Raw genomic sequence first — 19,383 nt, 5'->3', positions numbered from 1 at the left:
CAAAAAGCACGCAACATTGTGGATTTGATATCATGACTAAGCAGGAATACCTCGACGCGCTCAAGCAGGCCATGCAGGGTCTGCCACCGGAAACGGTGGCCAAGACCCTGGCCTACTACGAACAGCGCTACATCGACGGCCTGGTGGCGGGCCAGAGCGACGCCGAGGTCTACAAGGAGCTCGACGAGCCGCGCAAGGTCGCCATGACGCTGCGCGCCAACGCCCACCTGAGCGCCTTCGAGCAGAAGAAAACCCCGGTCAATCTGGCGCGCATGCTGGTGTCCCTGATCGGGCTGGCGGTGTTCAACCTGTTCATGGTGATTCCGGCCATGGTCTACGCCAGCCTGCTGGGCGCGGTCTACATCTCGGCTTTTGCCTTCTACATCGGCGGCGTGGCGCTGACCGCCAGCGGCCTGTCGGGCCAGAACGAACTGGCGCTGGAAGGCCCGCTGCACCACCTGATGGAGTTCACCAACACCCATTTCGACACCCGTGAAGAGGAAGAGGATGCCCAGGGCTGGCGCGTCTCGATCAACAGCATGGGCGTGCAGGTCAACAAGGACGATGTCGAATCGCCGCCATCCGATGACGAAGGCCTGAGCCGCAGCGGCAAGCTGCTGAACCGTGCCGAGGCCGTGGCGGCCGGCGATGTCCACATCACCACCGATTTCGACAGCGGCGCGCGCACCACGCAATCGCTGATCGGCCTCGGGCTGATTTTGGGCGGCATCGGCCTGTGCCTGATCAGCATCGTGCTGACCCGCTACACCGTGATAGGCTTGAAGCGTTATGCGGCGATGAATGCCTCGCTGCTGCGCGGACGTTGAGGAAACCATGATGCGCGCATTGATGAAAATTGGAGCAGGCCTGCTGGTGCTGGCGTTTGTGCTGATCGGCGTCACCTACAGCATGCTGAAGGCTTACGGCAGCAGCAGCCCGACCAGCGTGGCCGGCCGCTCGCTCGGGACGGAGAGCCGCAAGATCGACGCCATGGCCACGGTGGTGGAGCTGAATGGCCCGATCGACCTGATACTGACGCAAGGCCAGACCGCCTCGCTCAAGGTGCGCGGCGAACAGCGTTCGCTGGCCAATATCGAAACCATCCAGGATGGCCGCGACCTGCACATCGGCACCAAGGGCATGCTGCTCAATCCGCGCCATCGCTTGCAGGTGGAGCTGGTGCTGCCGTCGCTGGAAGAGCTGACGGTGCACAGCAGCGGCGATACCAAGGTGTCCGGCTTTAACGGCGAGCGTCTGGAATTGCAGCTGCACGGCTCGGGCAATGTGAATTTTGTCGGCCGCTATCGCGAGCTGACCGCCGGCGCGCATGGCAGCGGCAATATGAACATCAACGCCGGCAGCAGCGAGAATGTGGAGCTGGAGATGGTGGGCTCGGGCCAGATCAGCGCCTCCGGCAGCTGCAAGACGTTGAACGCCGAGTTGACCGGCTCCGGCGATCTGAATGCGCGCCACCTGGCGTCGGACAAGGTGACCGTCAACCTGAAAGGCTCGGGCACCAGCCATGTCTTCGCCAAGCAGTCGGCCGACCTGACGCTGCGCGGCAGCGGCGATATCCGCGTGCTGGGCAATCCGGACCAGCGCAATGTGCAGCGCACCGGCTCCGGCGAGGTTACCTGGGAGTGAGCCAGGCCAGCACGTCGCGGGCAGCGGCCACGCCGCCCGCAAAGCAGGCCGTCAGCAAGTAGCCGCCGGTCGGCGCTTCCCAGTCGACCATTTCACCCGCCACGAACACGCCTGGCGCGTGTTTCAACATCGTACCGTCCAGAGCTTCCCACTTCACGCCGCCGGCGCTGCTGATCGCTTCATCGATGGGACGCGTGCGCTCCAGCCGCAGCGGCAGGCGCTTGATGGCTTGTGCCAGTCGCGCCTCGTCGCTGAATTGTTCCTTGCTCAGGCACTCGCGCAGCAGGCCGGCCTTCACGCCCTTGATGCCAAGACGGCTTTGCAGATGGCTGGACAGGGAGCGCGCACCGCGCGGGCGCATCACTTCGTCGTTCACACGCCCTTGCGTCCAGTCGGGCATCAGGTCCAGCCAGATGGTGGTGTGGCCTTCGGCCGCGATCTGGCCGCGCAGCGCGGCCGACAGCGCGTAAATCAGGCTGCCCTCGATGCCGCCCTGCGTCACCACGAACTGGCCCTGCTTGCGCATCTCCGCGCCCTGCGCATCGCGCGCGATCACGGCCACTGTCATCAAGGGTTCGCCGGCGTGGCGGCCGCTGAAATGCGCGCTCCAGTTGACATCGAAGCCGCAATTGGCCGGCGCCAGCGGCGCCACCTCGACGCCACGCGCGGCCAGCAACGGCAGCCACGCGCCGTCCGAGCCCAGGCGCGCCCAGCTCGCGCCACCCAGCGCCAGAATCAGCGCGTCGGCGTGGGCCAGACGCTCAACAGGCGCGCCATCGTCGCCGGGCGCGCTGAATCGCAGCGCGCCGCCCTGCTCCTGCCATCCCAGCCAGCGATGGCGCATGTGGAACTGCACGCCGCTCTCGCGCAAGCGGTGTACCCACGCCCGCAGCAGCGGCGCGGCCTTCATATCGGTCGGGAACACGCGGCCCGAGGTGCCGACAAAAGTCTCCAGCCCCAGTCCGTGCACCCAGTCGCGCACCGCCTGCGGGCCGAAGGCGTCCAGCATGGGACGCAGCGGCTGCGCGCCGGCGCCGTAGCGGCCGACGAAGTCCTCGTAATCCTCGGCATGCGTAATGTTCATGCCGCTGCGGCCGGCCAGCAGGAACTTGCGGCCGACCGAGGCCATGGCGTCATACAGGTCCACCTGTACGCCGCCCTGCGCCAGCGTTTCGGCCGCCATCAGACCGGCGGGGCCGCCGCCGATGACGGCGACGCGAAAAGGTGTCAAACTAGACTGCATGTGAGGTCCATAAACAAAACAAGGAGATACGATGGGCGCGATATTCTGGATTAAACGCTACCTGCAAGCGGCCGTGCCGCTGTTCGCGATCCTGGCCGCGGTGGAATGGTTCAAGGGCACGACCGCCAGGGAAGATTACCTCAGCGCGCTGGCATGGGCGCTGATCGCGGCGGGCATCTTTACCTACGTGGCCTGGCGCCGCTTCCGCAATGCGATGGCCTGTGCGCCCTGCGAAAATATCGCCAGGGCCTACCAGGACAAGCACGCGAAAAAGTAAATCAGCCGCCCGTCACCGGCGGGAAGAAAGCCACTTCGGCGCCATCGGCCAACGCGGTGTCGGCGCCGCACATCACCTGATTGTACGCCATGCGCAGCGCCGGATGGCCCAGCGCCTGCCGCCAGTTGTCGCCGCGCGCAGCCAGATGGTCGCGCAGCGCGCCCACCGTGGTCACGCCGGCCGGCAAGGCCAGCGACTCCGACGAAGCGCCCACCGCCTCGCGCACGCTGGCGAAAAATTTTACGGTAATCGCCATTAGTACAATAATTCGTTAAACGGTATAAACCGAACCATGTCACCAGCGTTGATCACGGTTCCCGGAGGGTTGTCGATCACGCCATCGCCCCAGACGGTGGAGGTCAGCACGCCGGAGCTCTGGTTGCGGAACAGTTCCAGGCCGCCGTTGTCGTTGATGCGGGCGCGCAGGAATTCATTGCGCTTGTCGGCCTTGGGCCAGCTGAAATCGGCGCGCATGCTGTAGGCGCGCGGCGCCACCGGGCCTTGCACGCCTTGCAGGCGCAGGATGAACGGCCGCACAAACAGCAGGAAGGTGACGAAGCTCGACACCGGATTGCCCGGCAGGCCAACAAAGAAAGCCTGCCCCACCTGGCCAAACGCCAGCGGCTTGCCCGGCTTGACGGCGATCTGCCACATATTCAGCTTGCCCTCGGCTTCCACCGCAGGCTTGATGTGGTCCTCCTCGCCGACCGACACACCACCGGAAGTGATGATCAGATCATGGCCCTGCGCCGATTCGCGCAGCACCGAACGGGTGGCGTCCAGCGTATCCGGCACGATGCCGAAATCGCTGATCTCGCACCCGAGGTTTTCCAGCAGCGCGCGCAACGTGTAGCGGTTCGAGTTGTAGATGGCGCCCGGCGCCAACGGCTCGCCCGGCATGGTCAGTTCGTCGCCGGTGAAGAACACGGCCACGCGCAGCTTGCGCTTGACCGGCAGTTCCGCCAGCCCGACCGATGCGGCCAGCCCCAGCTCCTGGCTGCGCAGGCGCGTGCCGGCCGGCAGGATCACGCTGCCGTCGGTGATATCCTCACCGGCGCGGCGTATCCATTCGCCGGACTTCGGCGCGTGCCTGATGGTGACCACGTCGCCATTCAGCTCGCACTGTTCCTGCATGACCACCGCATCCGCGCCTTCCGGAATCATGGCGCCGGTGAAGATGCGCGCCGCCGTCCCTGGCTGCAAAGGCTGGCCGACGTGGCCGGCCGGGATGCGTTGCGATACCTTGAGCACCGCGCCGCCGCTGACACAATCGGCCGCGCGCACCGCGTAGCCGTCCATCTGCGTGTTGTCGGCGCCCGGCACGTTCATGCCGGAGACCTGGGCCGCCGCCAGCACGCGGCCATTGGCCGCCAGCGTTGAAATCACCTCGGCGTCCGCCACCGGACGCACGGCTTCCAGCATGAAGGCCAGCGCTTCGCTGACCGACAGCATCGGCTTGCGCGGCTCGCTCATTACAGGCCCGTGTTGGCAGCGATGTAGGCCTTCATGGCCGCGACATCCGGCTTCATGACGACAAACTTCTGCGGCAGGTCTTCAATGTTCTCGAAGCCCTCCGGACGCTCGGCGTCTTCGCCCAGCGCTTCCAGGATGGTTTCGTTGAACTTGGCCGCCAGCGCGGTTTCCAGCACGATCATGGTCACGCCGGGCTCCATGTTTTCCTTGGCGACCTTGATGCCGTCGGCGGTGTGGGTGTCGATCACGATGCCGTAATCGTCCGCCACGTCGCGGATGGTGTTGACGCGGTCGTCGTGGGTCGACTTGCCCGACTTGAAGCCGTAGTTGGCCACCAGCTTGAACTCATCGCCATCGCTGCCAGGCTTGCCGGACAGGTCGAAGCCGCCGTGGGTGTCCACTTTCTGGAACAGGGCGCGGGTGCGGTCGCTGTCGCGGCCCACCAGGTCGTAGACGAAGCGCTCGAAGTTGGAGGCCTTGGAGATGTCCATCGACGGGCTGCTGGTGTGATAGGTCTCGGCCGACTTGCGCACGCGGTACACGCCGGTGCGGAAGAATTCATCCAGCACGTCGTTTTCGTTGGTGGCGGCCACCAGCTTGTCGATCGGCAGGCCCATCATGCGGGCGATGTGGCCGGCGCAGATGTTGCCGAAGTTACCCGACGGGACGGTGAACGACACTTTCTGGTCGTTCGACGTGGTGGCGCTCAGGTAGCCGCGGAAGTAGTACACCACCTGCGCCACGACGCGCGCCCAGTTGATCGAATTGACGGTGCCGATCTTCTGCTTGCTCTTGAATTCGAGGTCGTTGGACACGGCCTTGACCATGTCCTGCGCATCATCGAACACGCCTTCGATGGCGATGTTGAAGATGTTCGGATCCTGCAAGGAGAACATCTGCGCGGTCTGGAAGGCGCTCATTTTCTTGTGCGGCGACAGCATGAAGACGCGGATGCCCTTCTTGCCGCGCATGGCGTATTCGGCGGCGCTGCCGGTGTCGCCGGAGGTGGCGCCGAAGATGTTCAGTTCCGCGTTCTGCCTGGCCAGCGCGTATTCGAACAGATTACCCAGCAGCTGCATGGCCATGTCCTTGAAGGCCAGCGTCGGGCCGTTGGACAGCGCTTGCAGCACCAGTTTCGCGCCGTCGTCGCGCTCTTCCAGCACGCGCAGCGGCGTGATCTGGGTGGCTTTTTCGCCCTTGCGGACGTTTTTGTACACTTCCTTGGTGTAGGTCTTGGCGGTCAGCGCGCGCAGGTCGGCTTCCGGAATATCGGTCGCGAACTTCTTCAGAATCTCGAACGCCAGGTCGGCGTAGGACAGCTGGCGCCAGGCGTCCAGCTCCGCACCGGTCACCTGCGGGTAGGCGGTCGGCAGGAACAAGCCGCCGTCAGCGGCAAGGCCGCCCAGCAGAATGTCGGAAAATTGTTGGGAAGTCGAGGCGGCGGCCGACGAAGCGGCGCGGGTAGACACGTATTGCATAAATGAGAAAAAATTCCAGTTGGGTGCAGGACGGTACAAAGGCGAGCGGCTATTATAGTGCCCCGCGCCGATTCCCGTGAAATTCACGTTGTTTTATGGTCATCCCCCGCCCCCGGCGCTGCTATATACTGTCGAGCTCAGCTCTCGTCGTACAACATCATGAAGTCTGCCTCACCCTCTCAATTTGCCGGCTACCTGTGGGTCTGCGCCGGCACCCTGCTGCTGGTGACGGTGGCGTTCATGTTCTATGTATGGACCGAAAAGCGCATCGATCATGCCAATGAGCTGCGCTATGCCTCGCATAATCTGGTCGAGGAACTGCGCCAGTCCTCCGATGACCTGAGCCGCATGGCGCGCACCTACGTGGCTACCGGCGATGCGCAATACCGCAAGCATCACCAGGAAATCGTCGACATCCGCGAAGGGCGCGCCCCGCGTCCCGATAATTACCAAAACGTCTACTGGGACCTGGTGCAGGCGAACGGCCATCGGCCGCGCGGCAACGGCGTGGCGGTGCCATTGATGCAACTGCTGCGCGAAGCCCACCTGGAGCCGGAGGAGCTGGCGCTGCTGGCCGCCGCCAAGAACGAATCCGACAAGCTGGCCAGCGTCGATATCGCCGCCATGGACCTGCGCGATGCCGGGGATGCAACGCGCGCCACCGCCATGCTGCACGATACGGCCTACCATCGCGCCAAGGCCGACATCATGCGCCCCATCGGGGAAGTCAACGACGATGTCGACCGCCGCACGCGCCAGCAGCTGGAGCACGCGGCGCTGGCCGCCAATATGGCGCGTATCACGTTCATGCTCAGCGCCTTGCTGCTGGTGCTACAGGTATGGCGCGCCAAGCGCCAGCTCGACAAGGAACGCAACGAGGCGATGGCGCGCGCGCAGCGCGTCGGCCGCCTGTATTCGGCGCTCAGCCAGTGCAACCAGGCGATTGTGCGCAGCCATGACGAGACCGAACTGTTTGAACGCATCTGCCGCGACGTGGTGAACTACGGCGGCATGCAGATGGCGTGGATAGGCCTGATCGACCGCGAACATGGCCGCATCAGCGTGGCCGCTTCGTTTGGCGGCGGCGTGGAATACCTCGATGAACTGGAAGTCTCGCTGGACGTTAACACGCCAGCCGGACGCGGACCGATCGGCCTGTCCTACCGCAGCGGGGAGCCGCACTGGTGCCAGGACTACCAGCATGCGCCGGAGACAGCGCACTGGCACGCCCACGGCGCGCGCTATGGCTGGGCCTCGTCCGCGGCGATTCCGCTGCGCCGCGACGGCGAGATCATCGGCTTTTTCGCGCCCTACTCCAGCGCCGTCAACGCCTTCGACGAGGAGGTGCGCGAGCTGCTGCTGGAAATGACGCTGGATATCGAATTCGCGCTGAAGAACTTCGACCGCGAAGCGGTGCGCCAACAGGCCGACCAGCGGGTCCACTACCTGGCCCACTACGATGTGCTGACCGGATTGCCGAATCGTTCGCAATTGCACGAACGCGCGCGCCTGCTGCTGGAACAGGCGCGCAGCAGCCGCACGCCGCTGGCGCTGATGATGCTCGATCTCGATCACTTCAAGGACATCAACGATTCGCTGGGCCACACGGTGGGCGATGCCCTGCTGTCCGAGCTGGCGCTGCGCCTGACCAGTTGCCTGCGCGACGGCGACATGGTGGCGCGCCTGGGCGGCGACGAATTCATCTTCGTCATGCGTAACCTCAACAGCGGCGAGGCCAGCGACATCGCCCGCAAGCTGCTGGACCTGACCGGCCAGTCCTATACCGTCGGCGCGCACGATCTGCGCGTATCGGCCTCGATCGGCATCGCCATGTACCCGGACGACGGGGTGGACGTCGAGACCCTGTTGCAGCGCGCCGACGCCGCCATGTACCAGGTCAAGCGTGCCGGCCGCCATGACTTCCGCTTCTTCACCGCCGCCATGCAGCAACGCGCCGCGCGCCACCTGCAACTGGTGAACGCGCTGCGCTTTGCGCTGGAGCGCGGCCAGATGCACGTGGTGTACCAGCCGCAGGTGTCGCTGAAGACCGGCCGCATCATCGGCGCCGAAGCGCTGCTGCGCTGGGCCACGCCGGAACTGGGAGCGGTATCGCCGGCCGAATTCATTCCGGCGGCCGAGGAAAGCGGCTTGATTATTCCGATCGGCGAATGGGTGCTGCGCCAGGCCGTGCGCCAGGCGCGCCTCTGGCTCGATGCCGGCCTGCCGCCGCTGGTGATGGCGGTGAACCTGTCGGCCATCCAGTTCCGCACCGCCGACCTGCCGTCGCATGTGGCGCAAGTGCTGTATGAGGAAGGCCTCCCGCCCGAGTACCTGGAACTGGAGCTGACCGAGGGCGTGGCGGTGCAAGACCCGCCAGGCGCCATCGCCACCATGAACCAGTTGCACGACCGTGGCATCCGCATGTCGATCGACGATTTCGGCACCGGCTTCTCCTCGCTCAGCCATCTGAAGAAATTCAAGGTCTACAAGCTGAAGATCGACCAGTCCTTTGTGCGCGACATCAGCACCGACACCGAGGACAAGGCCATCGTCAGCGCCATCATCAACATGGCGCGCAGCCTCGGACTGACGACGATCGCGGAAGGCGTGGAGACGGTGGAACAGCTGGAATTCCTGCGCGAGCAGCACTGCGACGAGATACAGGGCTACCACATCAGCAAGCCGCTGCCGCCGGCCGACTTTGAACGCTTGCTCGGCTAGCGGCTCAGGCGCCTGTGGGCGTGATGGCGCGCAGCACGGCGTCCGCGTCCAGGTTGCTCGGCAGTTGCAGTTCGCCGCGCTCGGCCATGGCCTCGGGCTGCGCCAGGGCGCGCGCGATGAAACCCTCACGCTCCGCCGCCGTCCCCGCGACACAGCCCACCCAGCCGTTCCTGCCCGCGCGCTTGGTGGCGTACAGCCCGAGGTCGGCCAGTTCGACGATGTCGGGCCAGGCCACGGCGGCCGGCGCGGCCGGGAAGAACGGGAAGCAGGCGAAGCCCACGGAGCAGGTCTTGCGCAGCTTCTGGCCGCCGGGCAGGGTGAAGTCCTCGTCGGCCACGCTGGCGCGCACGCGTTCGGCCTGGGTGGCGGCGTGCGCGCGCGAGGTCGCGCGCGCCACCACCAGGAATTCCTCGCCGCCCCAGCGGATCAGGTAGTCCGAGGCGCGGAACACCCGTTGCAGCCGCTCGCGCATCTGCATCAGCACCGCGTCGCCCGCCGCGTGGCCGCACTGGTCGTTGACCTGCTTGAAGTGGTCGATGTCGACCAGGAAGAAAACCAGGTCGGCGTTTTCCGGCGCCTGGCCGGACCTGGCGCCGTTGATGTGCTGACGGGTCACATGGGCGATGTCCTCATCCAGATTGAGCGTCAGGAAACGGCGGTTGCGCAGGCCGGTCAGCGGATCGGTCAGGCTGGCCACCTCCAGCGCCTGCGTGGCGGCCAGCAGGCTGGCGGTGCGCTCGGCCACCTTGTCCTCCAGCTGCCGCTGGACGCGGCGCAGATAGGCGGTGCGGGTGTGCACCACGCCATAGACCGCCAGCAACGCCGCCAGTCCCGCGCCCAGCCGGAACCAGACGGTCTGATACCACGCCGGCAGCACCATCACCGGTATCCGCAGTTCCGGCTCGCTCCAGACCCCCTCGCGGTTGGCGCCGCGCAGACGCAATGTGTAGTTCCCGGGCGGCAAATTGGTATAGGCCGCCAGACGGCGGTGCGGGCCGGAATCCACCCAGTCGCGATCATAGCCGTCGAGCCAGTAGGCGTAACGGTTGCGCTCGGGCGCCGAGAAGTCCAGCGCAGCGAACTCAATCGCCAGGCTGTTGGCCTCCGGCGTGACGCGCAGTGGCGTTGTCGCCCCGCCCGGGTCGTTGTAGCGGTTGGCCATCACGCCCAGGTCGCCGACCCGCGCCTCGGTGATCACCACGCGCGGCCGGAAGGTCCAGGGCCGCAGTTTGCGCGGCCGCACGACGGTCAGGCCGCCGTTGCCGCCAAACAGGATCTCTCCTTCCGCCGTGATGGCGCCGGCGCCGCCCCAGTAGGTGCGGATCTGGAAACCGTCGTCGCGCCGCAGCGCGCGCACCGCCAGCGTTTCCGGCGCGATCAGCGCCACGCCGTCGTCGGTGCTGGCCCAGACCGCGCCATCCTGGTCGAGCATCAGCTTGTTGACGCCCTCGTCCGGCAGGCCCTCGCGCAGGCCCAGGCGGGCGAAGCGCGGCCGGCCCTGGCCGTCGCGCTCGCGCAGGATGCTGATGCCGCCGCCCAGGGTGCCGACCCACAGCCGGCCCTGGCGATCGGTCATGAGCGAGGTGATCGCGCCGGCGCCCAGGCCCTGCGGGTCGGCCGTGTCGGGGACGATGCGCTCCACCGCGCCGCTGGCCGGATCGTAGCGGTTCAGGCCATTGGCCGTCCCCAGCCAAAGCGCGCCGTCCGCCGCCAGTTCGATGGCGTTGATACGCTGGTCCGTCAGGCGCAGGGCGCCCTCGTGGCGCAGCACCCGGGTGGCGCCCTTGACGCTCACGTCCAGTTGCCACAAGCCGTCGGCCCAGCTGCCGACCCACAGGGTGTCGCCGTCGAGACGCAGGGCGTCGACCCGGGCGCCCGGCTTGGGCCGGCTCAGCGCCAGCCGGGTCATGCCGCGGCCGCCACGGTCCACGCGGTACAGGCCGCGCTGCGTGCCCAGATACACCTCGCCGGCCCGCGTGGCCACCATGCTCCACACATAGTCCCCGGGCAACGCGGTGGCCGGATCGGCGCCGGGCCGCAACGCGCCCGTTCGGCGTCCGAGCGGATCGATGATGTCAACGCCGTTGGTGGCCAGCCCCAGCCAGACGCTGCCGTCGGGCATCGGCAGCACCGAGGTCACGTTGGCGTCGGACACGCCGTCCTTGCGGGACGCGCCGCCGTACACCGTCAGCACCGCGTCCTGGCCCGAGTCGTGGCGGCTCAGGCCCAGATTGCTGGAGACCCACATCAAGCCGCTGCGCTGGCACAGCAGTCCCGTGATCGTGTCGTCGGCAACGCTGCTCGGCACGGCGGCGTCGTGGCGCACCCGGCGCGCGGCCAGGGTGACCGGATCGACGATGATGATGCCCTTGCTGTTGGTGCCGAGCCAGATGTCGCCGTTGGCGGCCGCGCTGATGACGCTCACCGCCTCCTGCCGTTGCGCCACCCCGGCCGCGCCATTGGCAACGATCCGGGTGGCGGTGAGCGTGTCGGCCGCCACCACATAAGCCCCCTGCTCCGTGGTGCCGACCCAGACGCGGCCCTGCTTATCCTCCATCAGGCTGCTCACGTATTCGCCCACGCCGCCCGACGCGTGCAAGGTGACCGCCTCGAAGCGGGTGGCGCCGGGCGCGCGCCGCACCAGTCCGGCCGGCGTGCCCACCCACAGCGCGCCGCCGCGGTCGCGCGCGATGGCGGTGATGCTCTTGTTGGGCAGGCCGCTATCGTTGTGCAGCGTGTGGGTAACGGCGCCGCTGTCGGGCGTGAGATGGTCGAGGCCGCCGTCGGTGCCGATCCACAGTCCGCCCTGGCCGTCATCGGCGATGGCGCGCACGAAGCCGTTGCTCAACCCCTTCGGGCCGGCGCCATAGCGGATGAAACTGTCGGTGGCGCTGTCATAACGCGCCAGACCGTTGGCGTTGGTGCCGATCCACAGCCGCCCGCGCGTGTCGCTGTGCAGGGTCTGCACCCAGTTGTCGGGCAGTGACCGCGCATCGTCCGGTTTGGCGCGGTAAACGCGGAAGCGGTAGCCATCCCAGCGGGCCAGGCCGGACTGGGTGGCCACCCACAGAAAGCCCTCGCCATCCTCCGCCAGCACGGTGACCACCGCGCCCGGCAGGCCGGCGTCCTGGCTGATGTTCTGAAAAGCCGTGTCCAGCAGCTGGTTCCAGCGCGGCGCCGACGTGGCGACACCGGCCAGTAGCAAGGCGCAGATGGCGAGGCAGGCGCGGAAAACGGACAAAGGCATGTGCGGCACGGATCAGGGGTCTGTTTAACGTACGACAATTATCATTCAGCCTAGCATAAAAGATTCGTTGCTCGTTTCCTATCAACTTATACCTGAATTACCATAAGGAAATCCCTACCCCAGGGTTTTCCGAGCCGCCATCCCCAGCGATTCCCAGTCGAAGAAGAAACCCGTTGACGAAGTCAATTACACATGTAATCATCAATCATTTACATGGGTAATCGAAATGACGGGGACTGACATGAAGCAAGCAGTACCGATTAGCGAGGCGGAATCACTGGTCATGGAAGTATTGTGGAGCGACAGCCCGCGCACTGCGGAGGACGTGGTGGAGGCGCTGCGCCATCGACAGAACTGGCAGGAAGCGACTATCAAGACTTTGCTGAATCGCCTGCTAAAGAAAGGCGCGATACAAGCGGAGAAGGAAGGACGCCGCTTCCTGTACTCACCCCTTCTGACCCGCGACCAATGGGTGGTGGAGGAAAGCAGTAGCATGCTCGAACGCCTGTTCGGGGGCCGCGTCGCGCCCTTGGTTGCGCACTTTGGACAGCATGGGAAGCTGAGCGCCAGCGACCTGAATGCGCTGAAAGCATTAATCAAAGAGCTTAGTGATGACGAATGATATCTTGCATGCGCTGCTCGCGTGCAGCGTCACCGGCGGCGGCACCATGCTGTTGATATGCGCACTGCGCATCCCCTTGCGGCGCATATTCGGCGCCCGCCTGGCCTATCTGGCCTGGAGCGCGGTGCCGGCCACGATTGCCATAGCGTTGCTTCCTGCGGCGCGATTACCCCAACCGATTCCGCAGGTGGGGGCACCGTTCCAACGGGCGGTGGGCGCCAGTGAATCCGCCCTGCTCGCTAACGCCTCAGATTGGCCGCAATGGCTGCTGTTGGCGTGGCTGACGGTTTGCGTCTTGATGCTGGTGTCGCTTTGGCGTGCGCATATCCGCTATCGGAGCAGTCTTGGTCCACTGCGTTGGGAGCATGGCGTCTTTTACAGCGCCAGCACCGCCGAAGGCCCGGCGGCAGTTGGCTTATGGCATCCGGCCGTCGTGGTCCCGGCCGATTTCGCGACCCGCTATACGCCAGAAGAACAACGACTGATACTCGCCCACGAGGCGGTGCACGTTCAGCGCCGCGATCCGTTGATCAACGCCCTTTGGGCGCTGACGCAATGCGCGCTCTGGTTTAACCCGCTGGTGCATTATGCCGCGCGCAAATTCCGGCTGGATCAGGAACTGGCGTGCGACGCCGTCGTCATGCAGCGGCATCCGGGCCTGAGGCGCAGCTACGCCGAGGCCATGCTCAAGACCCAGATGTCGGCGCAGGCCGCGCTGATTCATTGTCACTGGCAATCCAACCATCCCTTGAAGGAGCGCATCATGCAGTTACAACAGACACCACCACGGCGCCGGCGCATGTCGTTGGGCCGCCTCGTCGTGGGCACTATCGTTATCGCTTGCGGCATGGGAGCGATGGCGGCCAACACCGGCGTAACGCCGGCCGACCACGCCGATGAGTATCTGATCACCATGAAGCTGAACGCAAAAGACCAGTCCTCCTCGCCGGCGCTGCTGGTTCGGGAAGGGGTTCCGGCCGCCGTGGAAAGCACGGGAGCTGACGGCGTGTGGCGGACCGAGCTCATGCTAAAGAAAGCCGGTGACGCCTCGGTATTCGTCAAGGCGGTCATCAAGCGTGATGACCGTGTGATCGGCGAGCCTGGACTGCTGCTGCCTGTCGGTGAGACAGCGGCCGTCGCCATTAATGACGACGTCAGGGTGCAACTCACCGTAGGGCTCAGCAAGCGGCGTGATTGACGGTGATGACATGAATCGCCAAGCCGCCGAGCGACGTTTCCTTGTACTTGGCCTGCATGTCGGCGCCGGTCTGGCGCATGGTTTCAATCACATCATCGAGGCTGACGAAGTGGGTGCCGTCGCCTTTTAACGCCAGCGAACCGGCCGTGATGGCCTTGACCGCGCCCATGCCGTTACGCTCGATGCACGGGATCTGCACCAAACCGCCGATCGGATCGCAGGTCATGCCCAGATGGTGCTCGATGCCGATTTCCGCGGCGTTCTCGATCTGGCCATTGCTGCCGCCCAGCGCAGCGACCAGGCCCGCAGCCGCCATGGCGCAGGCCACGCCGACTTCGCCCTGGCAGCCGATTTCCGCACCGGAGATGGAGGCGTTACGCTTGCACAGCATGCCGATGGCGGCCGCCGTCAGCAGGAAGTTGCGCACGCCCGCCACCGGATCGGCCGGTTTGCAGTCCTCCGCGTAATAGCGCAGCACGGCCGGGATAATGCCGGCCGCGCCGTTGGTCGGCGCCGTGACCACGCGGCCGCCGGCGGCGTTTTCCTCGTTGACCGCCATCGCGTACAGGCTGACCTGATGCATGGCGTCGTGCGGCAGGCTGTTGACGGCAGCGGTACTCGCCTGGGTCCACAACGCGGCGGCGCGGCGCTTGACGTTCAGGCCACCCGGCAGCTGCCCCTTGGTTTCAAGACCGTGCGCAATGCAGTCGCGCATGACGTGCCAGATTTTATCCAGGCCGGCATCCAGCGCCTCCTCGCTCATGCGCGCGCACTCGTTCGCGCGCAGCATCCGCGAGATGGTCAGGCCGCTGCGCGCGCCGTGCGCCAACAGTTCCGCCATGGTGCCGAAGGGGTAAGGCACGGCCACGCTGGCCGCAGCAGCGGCCGGTGCCTCGCCCTCCTCGCGGATAAAACCGCCGCCAACCGAGTAATACACTTTGCTGATGCTGCGGCCATCCTTGCGGGTCAGGGTGAAGCGCATGCCGTTCGGGTGCTCGGGCAGCGATTCGGCCATGTGGAACACCAGATGCGTGCCGCGCTTGAACGGCACGGCGCAGGTGCCGAGCAGTTTCAGTTGGCCGGCCGCTTCGGCATCGGCCAGTTGCGCATCGACGCTGGTGGGCACCACGTCTTGCGGCGTTTCGCCCATCAGGCCTAGCAGCACGGCTTTGTCGGTGGCGTGACCAACACCCGTCAACGCCAGCGAGCCATACAGCTCGGCCTTGATTTCGGCGACGTCGTCCAGTGGCGCGTTATCCAGCAGGAAGCGGCGTGCCGCCACCATCGGGCCGACGGTGTGGGAGCTCGATGGTCCAATGCCGATCTTGAACAGATCGAATACGCTCATGTCCATCAGGCGGCCTTACCCAGGTTGACGTCGATATTGGCCAGCATGTCTTCGACCATCTGATCGATGCCGATGCGCGCTTTCCAGCCCCAATCCGCACTGGCGGTGGCGTCGTCCAGGCTTTGCGGCCAGGTGTCGGCGATGGCCTGGCGACTATCCGGCTTGTAGGCGATTTTGAAGTCCGGCAGCTTGCGGCTGATGGCCGCCGCCAATTGCTCCGGATTGAACGAAACACCGGCCACATTGTACGAAGAGCGTACTTTCACCTGTTCGGCCGGCGCATCCATCAACTCGATGGTGGCGCGGATAGCGTCCGGCATGTAGATCATCGGCAGCGTGGTTTTCGGGCCGAGGAAGCATTCATACTGCTCGCCGCGCAGCGCCGAATGGAAGATGGCGATGGCGTAATCGGTGGTGCCGCCGCCAGGTGGCGACTTGAAGCTGATGATGCCCGGATAGCGGATCGAGCGCACGTCCACGCCATATTTCAGGAAGTAGTATTCGCACAGGCGCTCGCCAGCCAGCTTGCTGATGCCGTAGATGGTGGTCGGGTCCATCACGGTCAGCTGCGGCGTCTCGGTGGCCGGCGTATTCGGGCCGAAGGCGGCGATCGACGATGGCCAGAACACTTTCAATGGTTTCCCAATGGCGCCGCGCTCGCGCGCCACTTCCAGGATATTCAGCAAGCCATCCATGTTCAGGGCCCATGCCTTGAGCGGCGCCGACTCGCCAGTGGCCGACAGCATGGCCGCCAACTGGTACACCTGGGTGATGCCTTCATCGGCCACCAGTTTGGACAAGCCCTGCTTGTCCATCACGTTCAGCGTGACATAGCGCATGGCGTGGTACAGGTTGGTCGGGCTGACATCGCTGGCGATGACGTTTTGTGCGCCGTGCTGCATGGCCAATGCTTCCACCAGTTCGCTGCCGATCTGGCCATTGGCGCCGATGACGAGGATTTTTTGCTGAGTCATTTGATTGTGTCCTGACGTTTTATTTTTTGAGCAGGCCAAGCTCGTGACCGGCCTGCTCGAATGCTTTCAATACGGTGTCCAGCTGCTCGCGGGTATGCGCAGCGGACAATTGGACGCGCACGCGCGCCTGCCCCATCGGCACTACTGGGTAGAAGAAGCCGCTGAGCAGCACGCCCAGTTCATACATGCGGGCCGCAAACTTCTGCGCCACCGGCGCGTCGAACAGCATCACAGGAACGACAGGGTGCGTGCCCGGCTTGATGGTAAAGCCGATGCGCTCGATCTCCTTGCGGAAGTATGCCGTGTTTTCGTGCAGGCGGTCGCGCAGCTCGGTGGAAGCCGACAGGCGCTCCAGCACCGCCAGCGAAGCGCCGGCGATCGATGGCGCCAGCGTGTTCGAGAACAGGTAAGGACGCGATTTCTGGCGCAGCATCTCGATCACTTCCTTGCGGCCGGAGGTGAAGCCGCCCATGGCGCCGCCCAGCGCCTTGCCCAGCGTGCCGGTGATGATGTCGATCTTGCCGATGACGTGATGGTGCTCGTGGGTGCCGCGGCCGGTCTTGCCCATGAAGCCGGAGGCGTGGCACTCGTCGATCATCACCAGCGCGCTGTATTTGTCGGCCAGTTCAACGATCTTGTCCAACTGGGCGATGGTGCCGTCCATTGAGAACACACCGTCGGTGACGATGATTTTGTGGCGCTTGCCGGCGGCGTCCTGCAACTGTTTCTCCAGATCGGCCATGTCGTTGTGGGCATAGCGGAAGCGCGCGGCCTTGCACAGGCGGATGCCGTCGATGATGGAAGCGTGGTTCAGCGCATCGGAGATGATGGCGTCGTTCTCATCGAACAGCGGCTCGAACACCCCGCCGTTGGCGTCGAAGGCGGCGGCATACAGAATGGTGTCCTCGGTGCCGAGGAACTTCGAGATCGCCTGCTCCAGCTGTTTGTGCACGGTCTGGGTGCCGCAGATGAAGCGCACCGACGACAGGCCGTAGCCGTATTTTTCAGTGGCGTCGATGGAGGCTTGCGCCACCCACTCCTGGCCGGACAGGCCGAGGTAGTTGTTGGCGCACATATTAATCAGCGTGCGACCATCCTCGCTTTTCACTTCCGAGCCCTGGCGCGACGCCAGCACGCGCTCCGGTTTATACAGCCCCTGCTCGCGCAGTTGATCCAGATTTTGCTGGAGGCCACTATAGAACGTGTCTTTTTGATTGCTCATGATGGTCCTTGTATGTGATACGATTTCACTACCTTAGGCGAAATTCATTATTTCGAATACAAATTCGATATATTGAATTTTATAGCGAGCCAGTGAACTCCGCAACTCAAACAATGAAAACACCAGTACCAAACAATGCGCCACCAGAAGTAGGCGCCGCCTTGCAGCGCCTGCGCCTGGCCCGGGGCCTGACGCTGGAAGACCTGTCGCGCATTGCCGGCGTCTCCAAGTCCATGTTATCCCAAATCGAGAGAGAGAAAGCCAATCCGACCATCGCGATTACCTGGCGTCTTGCCAACGCCCTGGGGGTGCAGATCGGCGAATTGCTGGCCACCGCCGAGCGGGAAAAGGAAACCATCCGTGTGGTCGACGCGCATGAAACGCCCACCCTGCCCGGCCTGCACGCCGGCTATGTGCTGCGCATTCTGGGACCGCTGGAACTGGCCAGCCGCTATGAGTGGTACGAATTGACGCTGTCGCCGGGCGGCGAACTGGCCTCGCAAGGCCATGATCCGGGCGCGCAAGAGCATCTGACGCTGCTGCACGGTTCAGTGGAAGTGGAAGTCGGGACCGACAAGAAGAAGGTGAAACTGGGCAGCACGGCGCGCTACCCGGGCGACCAGCAGCACATTATCCGCAACGTTGGCAAAACCGAGGCGAAGGCGCTGCTGGTGGTGATCCACCGCTAGGGATTACCAGTTGGATTCGCGCTCCGGCGTCGAGGTAATGCGGTGAATCGACAGGTCGGCGCCCTGGAACTCCTCTTCAGGATCGAGGCGCAGGCCGACGGTTTTCTTCAGCAAGCCATACACCAGGGTGCCGCCGGCGGCGGCAATCACCACGCCCATCACGGTGCCGATCAGCTGCGACGCCAGAGCCACGCCGCCGGCGCCGCCCAGCGCTTTCAGGCCGAAGACGCCAGCCGCGATGCCGCCCCACGCGCCACACAGGCCATGCAGCGGCCACACGCCCAGCACATCGTCGATCTTCCACTTGTTTTGCGCCAGCGTGAACATCCACACGAAGATGGCGCCGGCCACGCTGCCGGTCACCAGAGCGCCCAGCGGATGCATCACATCGGAACCGGCGCACACCGCCACCAGGCCGGCCAGCGGGCCGTTATGCACGAAGCCGGGGTCGTTCTTGCCGAGCGAGGTGGCGACCAGCGTGCCGCCCACCATGGCCATCAGCGAGTTGACCGCCACCAGGCCGTTCATCTTGTCCAGCGCCTGCGCGCTCATGACGTTGAAGCCGAACCAGCCCACCATCAGAATCCATGCGCCCAGCGCCAGGAAGGGAATCGACGATGGCGGGTGAGCGGCGATGCCACCGTTTTTCATGTAGCGGCCACGGCGCGCGCCCAGCAGCAGCACAGCCGGCAACGCGATCCAACCACCCACGGCGTGCACCACCACCGAGCCGGCGAAGTCGTGGAACTCGGCGCCGAAGGTTTGCAGCAGCCATTCCTGCACGCCGAAACGGTGGTTCCAGGCGATGCCTTCAAAGAAGGGATAGACCAGCCCGACCAGCAGCGCGGTAGCCGCCGTCTGCGGATGGAAACGCGCGCGCTCGGCGATGCCGCCCGAGATGATGGCCGGGATGGCGGCGGCAAAGGTCAGCAGGAAGAAGAATTTGACCAGCTCATAGCCGTTTCTTGCGGCCAGCACATCGGCCGAGGAGAAGAAATTGACGCCGTAGGCGATGCTGTAGCCGACGAAGAAATACACGATGGTCGAGACGCAGAAATCGACCAGGATTTTGACCAGCGCATTGACCTGGTTCTTTTTACGGACGGTGCCCAACTCCAGGAAGGCAAAGCCCGCGTGCATCGCCAAAATCATGATGGCGCCGAGCAAGATAAACAGCGCATCCGCACCGTCTTTGAATCCAGACATCAAAATTACTCCCCAAAATAAAGCACATAAAATAAAGTACT

16 protein-coding genes are annotated in these 19,383 nt (G+C 64.8%); 7 read left to right on the top strand and 9 right to left on the bottom strand.

Annotation, left to right across the window (positions count from 1 at the left end):
- Positions 1-32: 32 nt before the first annotated feature.
- Positions 33-827 (top strand): DUF1700 domain-containing protein, encoded by a 795-nt coding sequence (locus GM676_RS00840; RefSeq protein ID WP_155461487.1) that lies wholly within the window; start codon positions 33-35, stop codon positions 825-827.
- A gap of 22 nt (positions 828-849) precedes the next feature.
- Positions 850-1,644: a head GIN domain-containing protein gene (locus tag GM676_RS00835; RefSeq protein WP_229262471.1), complete on the top strand. Its 795-nt coding sequence runs from the start codon at positions 850-852 to the stop codon at positions 1,642-1,644.
- Here GM676_RS00835 and GM676_RS00830 read toward each other — a convergent pair.
- Entirely contained in the window at positions 1,631-2,887 is a 1,257-nt protein-coding gene (locus tag GM676_RS00830) for a TIGR03862 family flavoprotein (RefSeq protein WP_155461486.1), read from the bottom strand. The two genes, GM676_RS00835 and GM676_RS00830, sit on opposite strands and share 14 nt — an antisense overlap.
- A gap of 31 nt (positions 2,888-2,918) precedes the next feature.
- Here GM676_RS00830 and GM676_RS00825 point away from each other — a divergent pair, with 31 nt between their 5' ends.
- Positions 2,919-3,164: a hypothetical protein gene (locus GM676_RS00825; RefSeq protein ID WP_155461485.1), complete on the top strand. Its 246-nt coding sequence runs from the start codon at positions 2,919-2,921 to the stop codon at positions 3,162-3,164.
- 1 nt (position 3,165) lies between these two features.
- Here the strand turns inward: GM676_RS00825 and moaD are convergent, their stop codons facing one another.
- The 3 genes from moaD to thrC are packed head-to-tail and all read right to left on the bottom strand — an operon-like array spanning position 3,166 to position 6,115.
- Entirely contained in the window at positions 3,166-3,420 is a 255-nt protein-coding gene (gene moaD, locus GM676_RS00820) for a molybdopterin converting factor subunit 1 (RefSeq protein WP_155461484.1), read from the bottom strand.
- Complete coding sequence (locus GM676_RS00815) at positions 3,420-4,637, bottom strand: molybdopterin molybdotransferase MoeA (protein ID WP_155461483.1); 1,218 nt, start codon at positions 4,635-4,637, stop codon at positions 3,420-3,422. The genes moaD and GM676_RS00815 overlap by 1 nt, the downstream gene beginning before the upstream one ends.
- Positions 4,637-6,115, bottom strand: a complete 1,479-nt coding sequence (gene thrC / locus GM676_RS00810; protein WP_155461482.1) for a threonine synthase — start codon at positions 6,113-6,115, stop codon at positions 4,637-4,639. The genes GM676_RS00815 and thrC overlap by 1 nt, the downstream gene beginning before the upstream one ends.
- 159 nt (positions 6,116-6,274) lie before the next feature.
- On the opposite strand from thrC, the gene GM676_RS00805 reads away from it, so the two are divergent.
- The gene (locus GM676_RS00805; RefSeq protein WP_155461481.1) at positions 6,275-8,836 is read left to right on the top strand and encodes a putative bifunctional diguanylate cyclase/phosphodiesterase; all 2,562 of its coding nucleotides are present in this window, start codon (positions 6,275-6,277) and stop codon (positions 8,834-8,836) included.
- A 4-nt stretch (positions 8,837-8,840) separates the two neighbouring features.
- On the opposite strand, the gene GM676_RS00800 is transcribed toward GM676_RS00805, so the two are convergent.
- A complete protein-coding gene (locus GM676_RS00800; protein WP_155461480.1) occupies positions 8,841-12,083 on the bottom strand; it encodes a two-component regulator propeller domain-containing protein in 3,243 nt (1,080 codons plus the stop codon).
- Positions 12,084-12,324: 241 nt separating this feature from the next.
- Between GM676_RS00800 and GM676_RS00795 the strand changes: the two genes are divergently transcribed.
- Entirely contained in the window at positions 12,325-12,705 is a 381-nt protein-coding gene (locus tag GM676_RS00795; RefSeq protein WP_211923121.1) for a BlaI/MecI/CopY family transcriptional regulator, read from the top strand.
- A complete protein-coding gene (locus tag GM676_RS00790) occupies positions 12,695-13,903 on the top strand; it encodes a M56 family metallopeptidase (protein ID WP_155461478.1) in 1,209 nt (402 codons plus the stop codon). The genes GM676_RS00795 and GM676_RS00790 overlap by 11 nt, the downstream gene beginning before the upstream one ends.
- Here the strand turns inward: GM676_RS00790 and GM676_RS00785 are convergent.
- The 3 genes from GM676_RS00785 to kbl are packed head-to-tail and all read right to left on the bottom strand — an operon-like array spanning position 13,884 to position 17,447.
- Positions 13,884-15,257 carry an L-serine ammonia-lyase gene (locus GM676_RS00785; protein WP_155461477.1) on the bottom strand — a complete coding sequence of 458 codons (1,374 nt, stop codon included), beginning with the start codon at positions 15,255-15,257 and terminating at the stop codon, positions 13,884-13,886. The two genes, GM676_RS00790 and GM676_RS00785, sit on opposite strands and share 20 nt — an antisense overlap.
- Positions 15,257-16,225, bottom strand: coding sequence for an NAD-dependent epimerase/dehydratase family protein (locus GM676_RS00780; protein WP_155461476.1), 969 nt, complete (start codon positions 16,223-16,225; stop codon positions 15,257-15,259). The genes GM676_RS00785 and GM676_RS00780 overlap by 1 nt, the downstream gene beginning before the upstream one ends.
- Before the next feature lie 19 nt (positions 16,226-16,244).
- On the bottom strand, positions 16,245-17,447 hold the full coding sequence (gene kbl, locus GM676_RS00775) for a glycine C-acetyltransferase (protein WP_155461475.1): 1,203 nt from the start codon (positions 17,445-17,447) through the stop codon (positions 16,245-16,247).
- Positions 17,448-17,560: 113 nt separating this feature from the next.
- Here kbl and GM676_RS00770 point away from each other — a divergent pair, with 113 nt between their 5' ends.
- Positions 17,561-18,136, top strand: coding sequence for a helix-turn-helix domain-containing protein (locus GM676_RS00770; RefSeq protein WP_155461474.1), 576 nt, complete (start codon positions 17,561-17,563; stop codon positions 18,134-18,136).
- Positions 18,137-18,139: 3 nt separating this feature from the next.
- Here the strand turns inward: GM676_RS00770 and GM676_RS00765 are convergent, their stop codons facing one another.
- Positions 18,140-19,342 (bottom strand): ammonium transporter, encoded by a 1,203-nt coding sequence (locus GM676_RS00765; RefSeq protein ID WP_155461473.1) that lies wholly within the window; start codon positions 19,340-19,342, stop codon positions 18,140-18,142.
- Between the last annotated feature and the right edge of the window lie 41 nt (positions 19,343-19,383).

The sequence above is a fragment of the Duganella radicis genome, from assembly GCF_009720825.1.
Classification (GTDB): Bacteria; Pseudomonadota; Gammaproteobacteria; order Burkholderiales; family Burkholderiaceae_D; genus Rugamonas; species Rugamonas radicis.
Note: the sequence above shows the minus strand (reverse complement) of the source record. Positions and strands in the feature narration are given on the sequence as shown.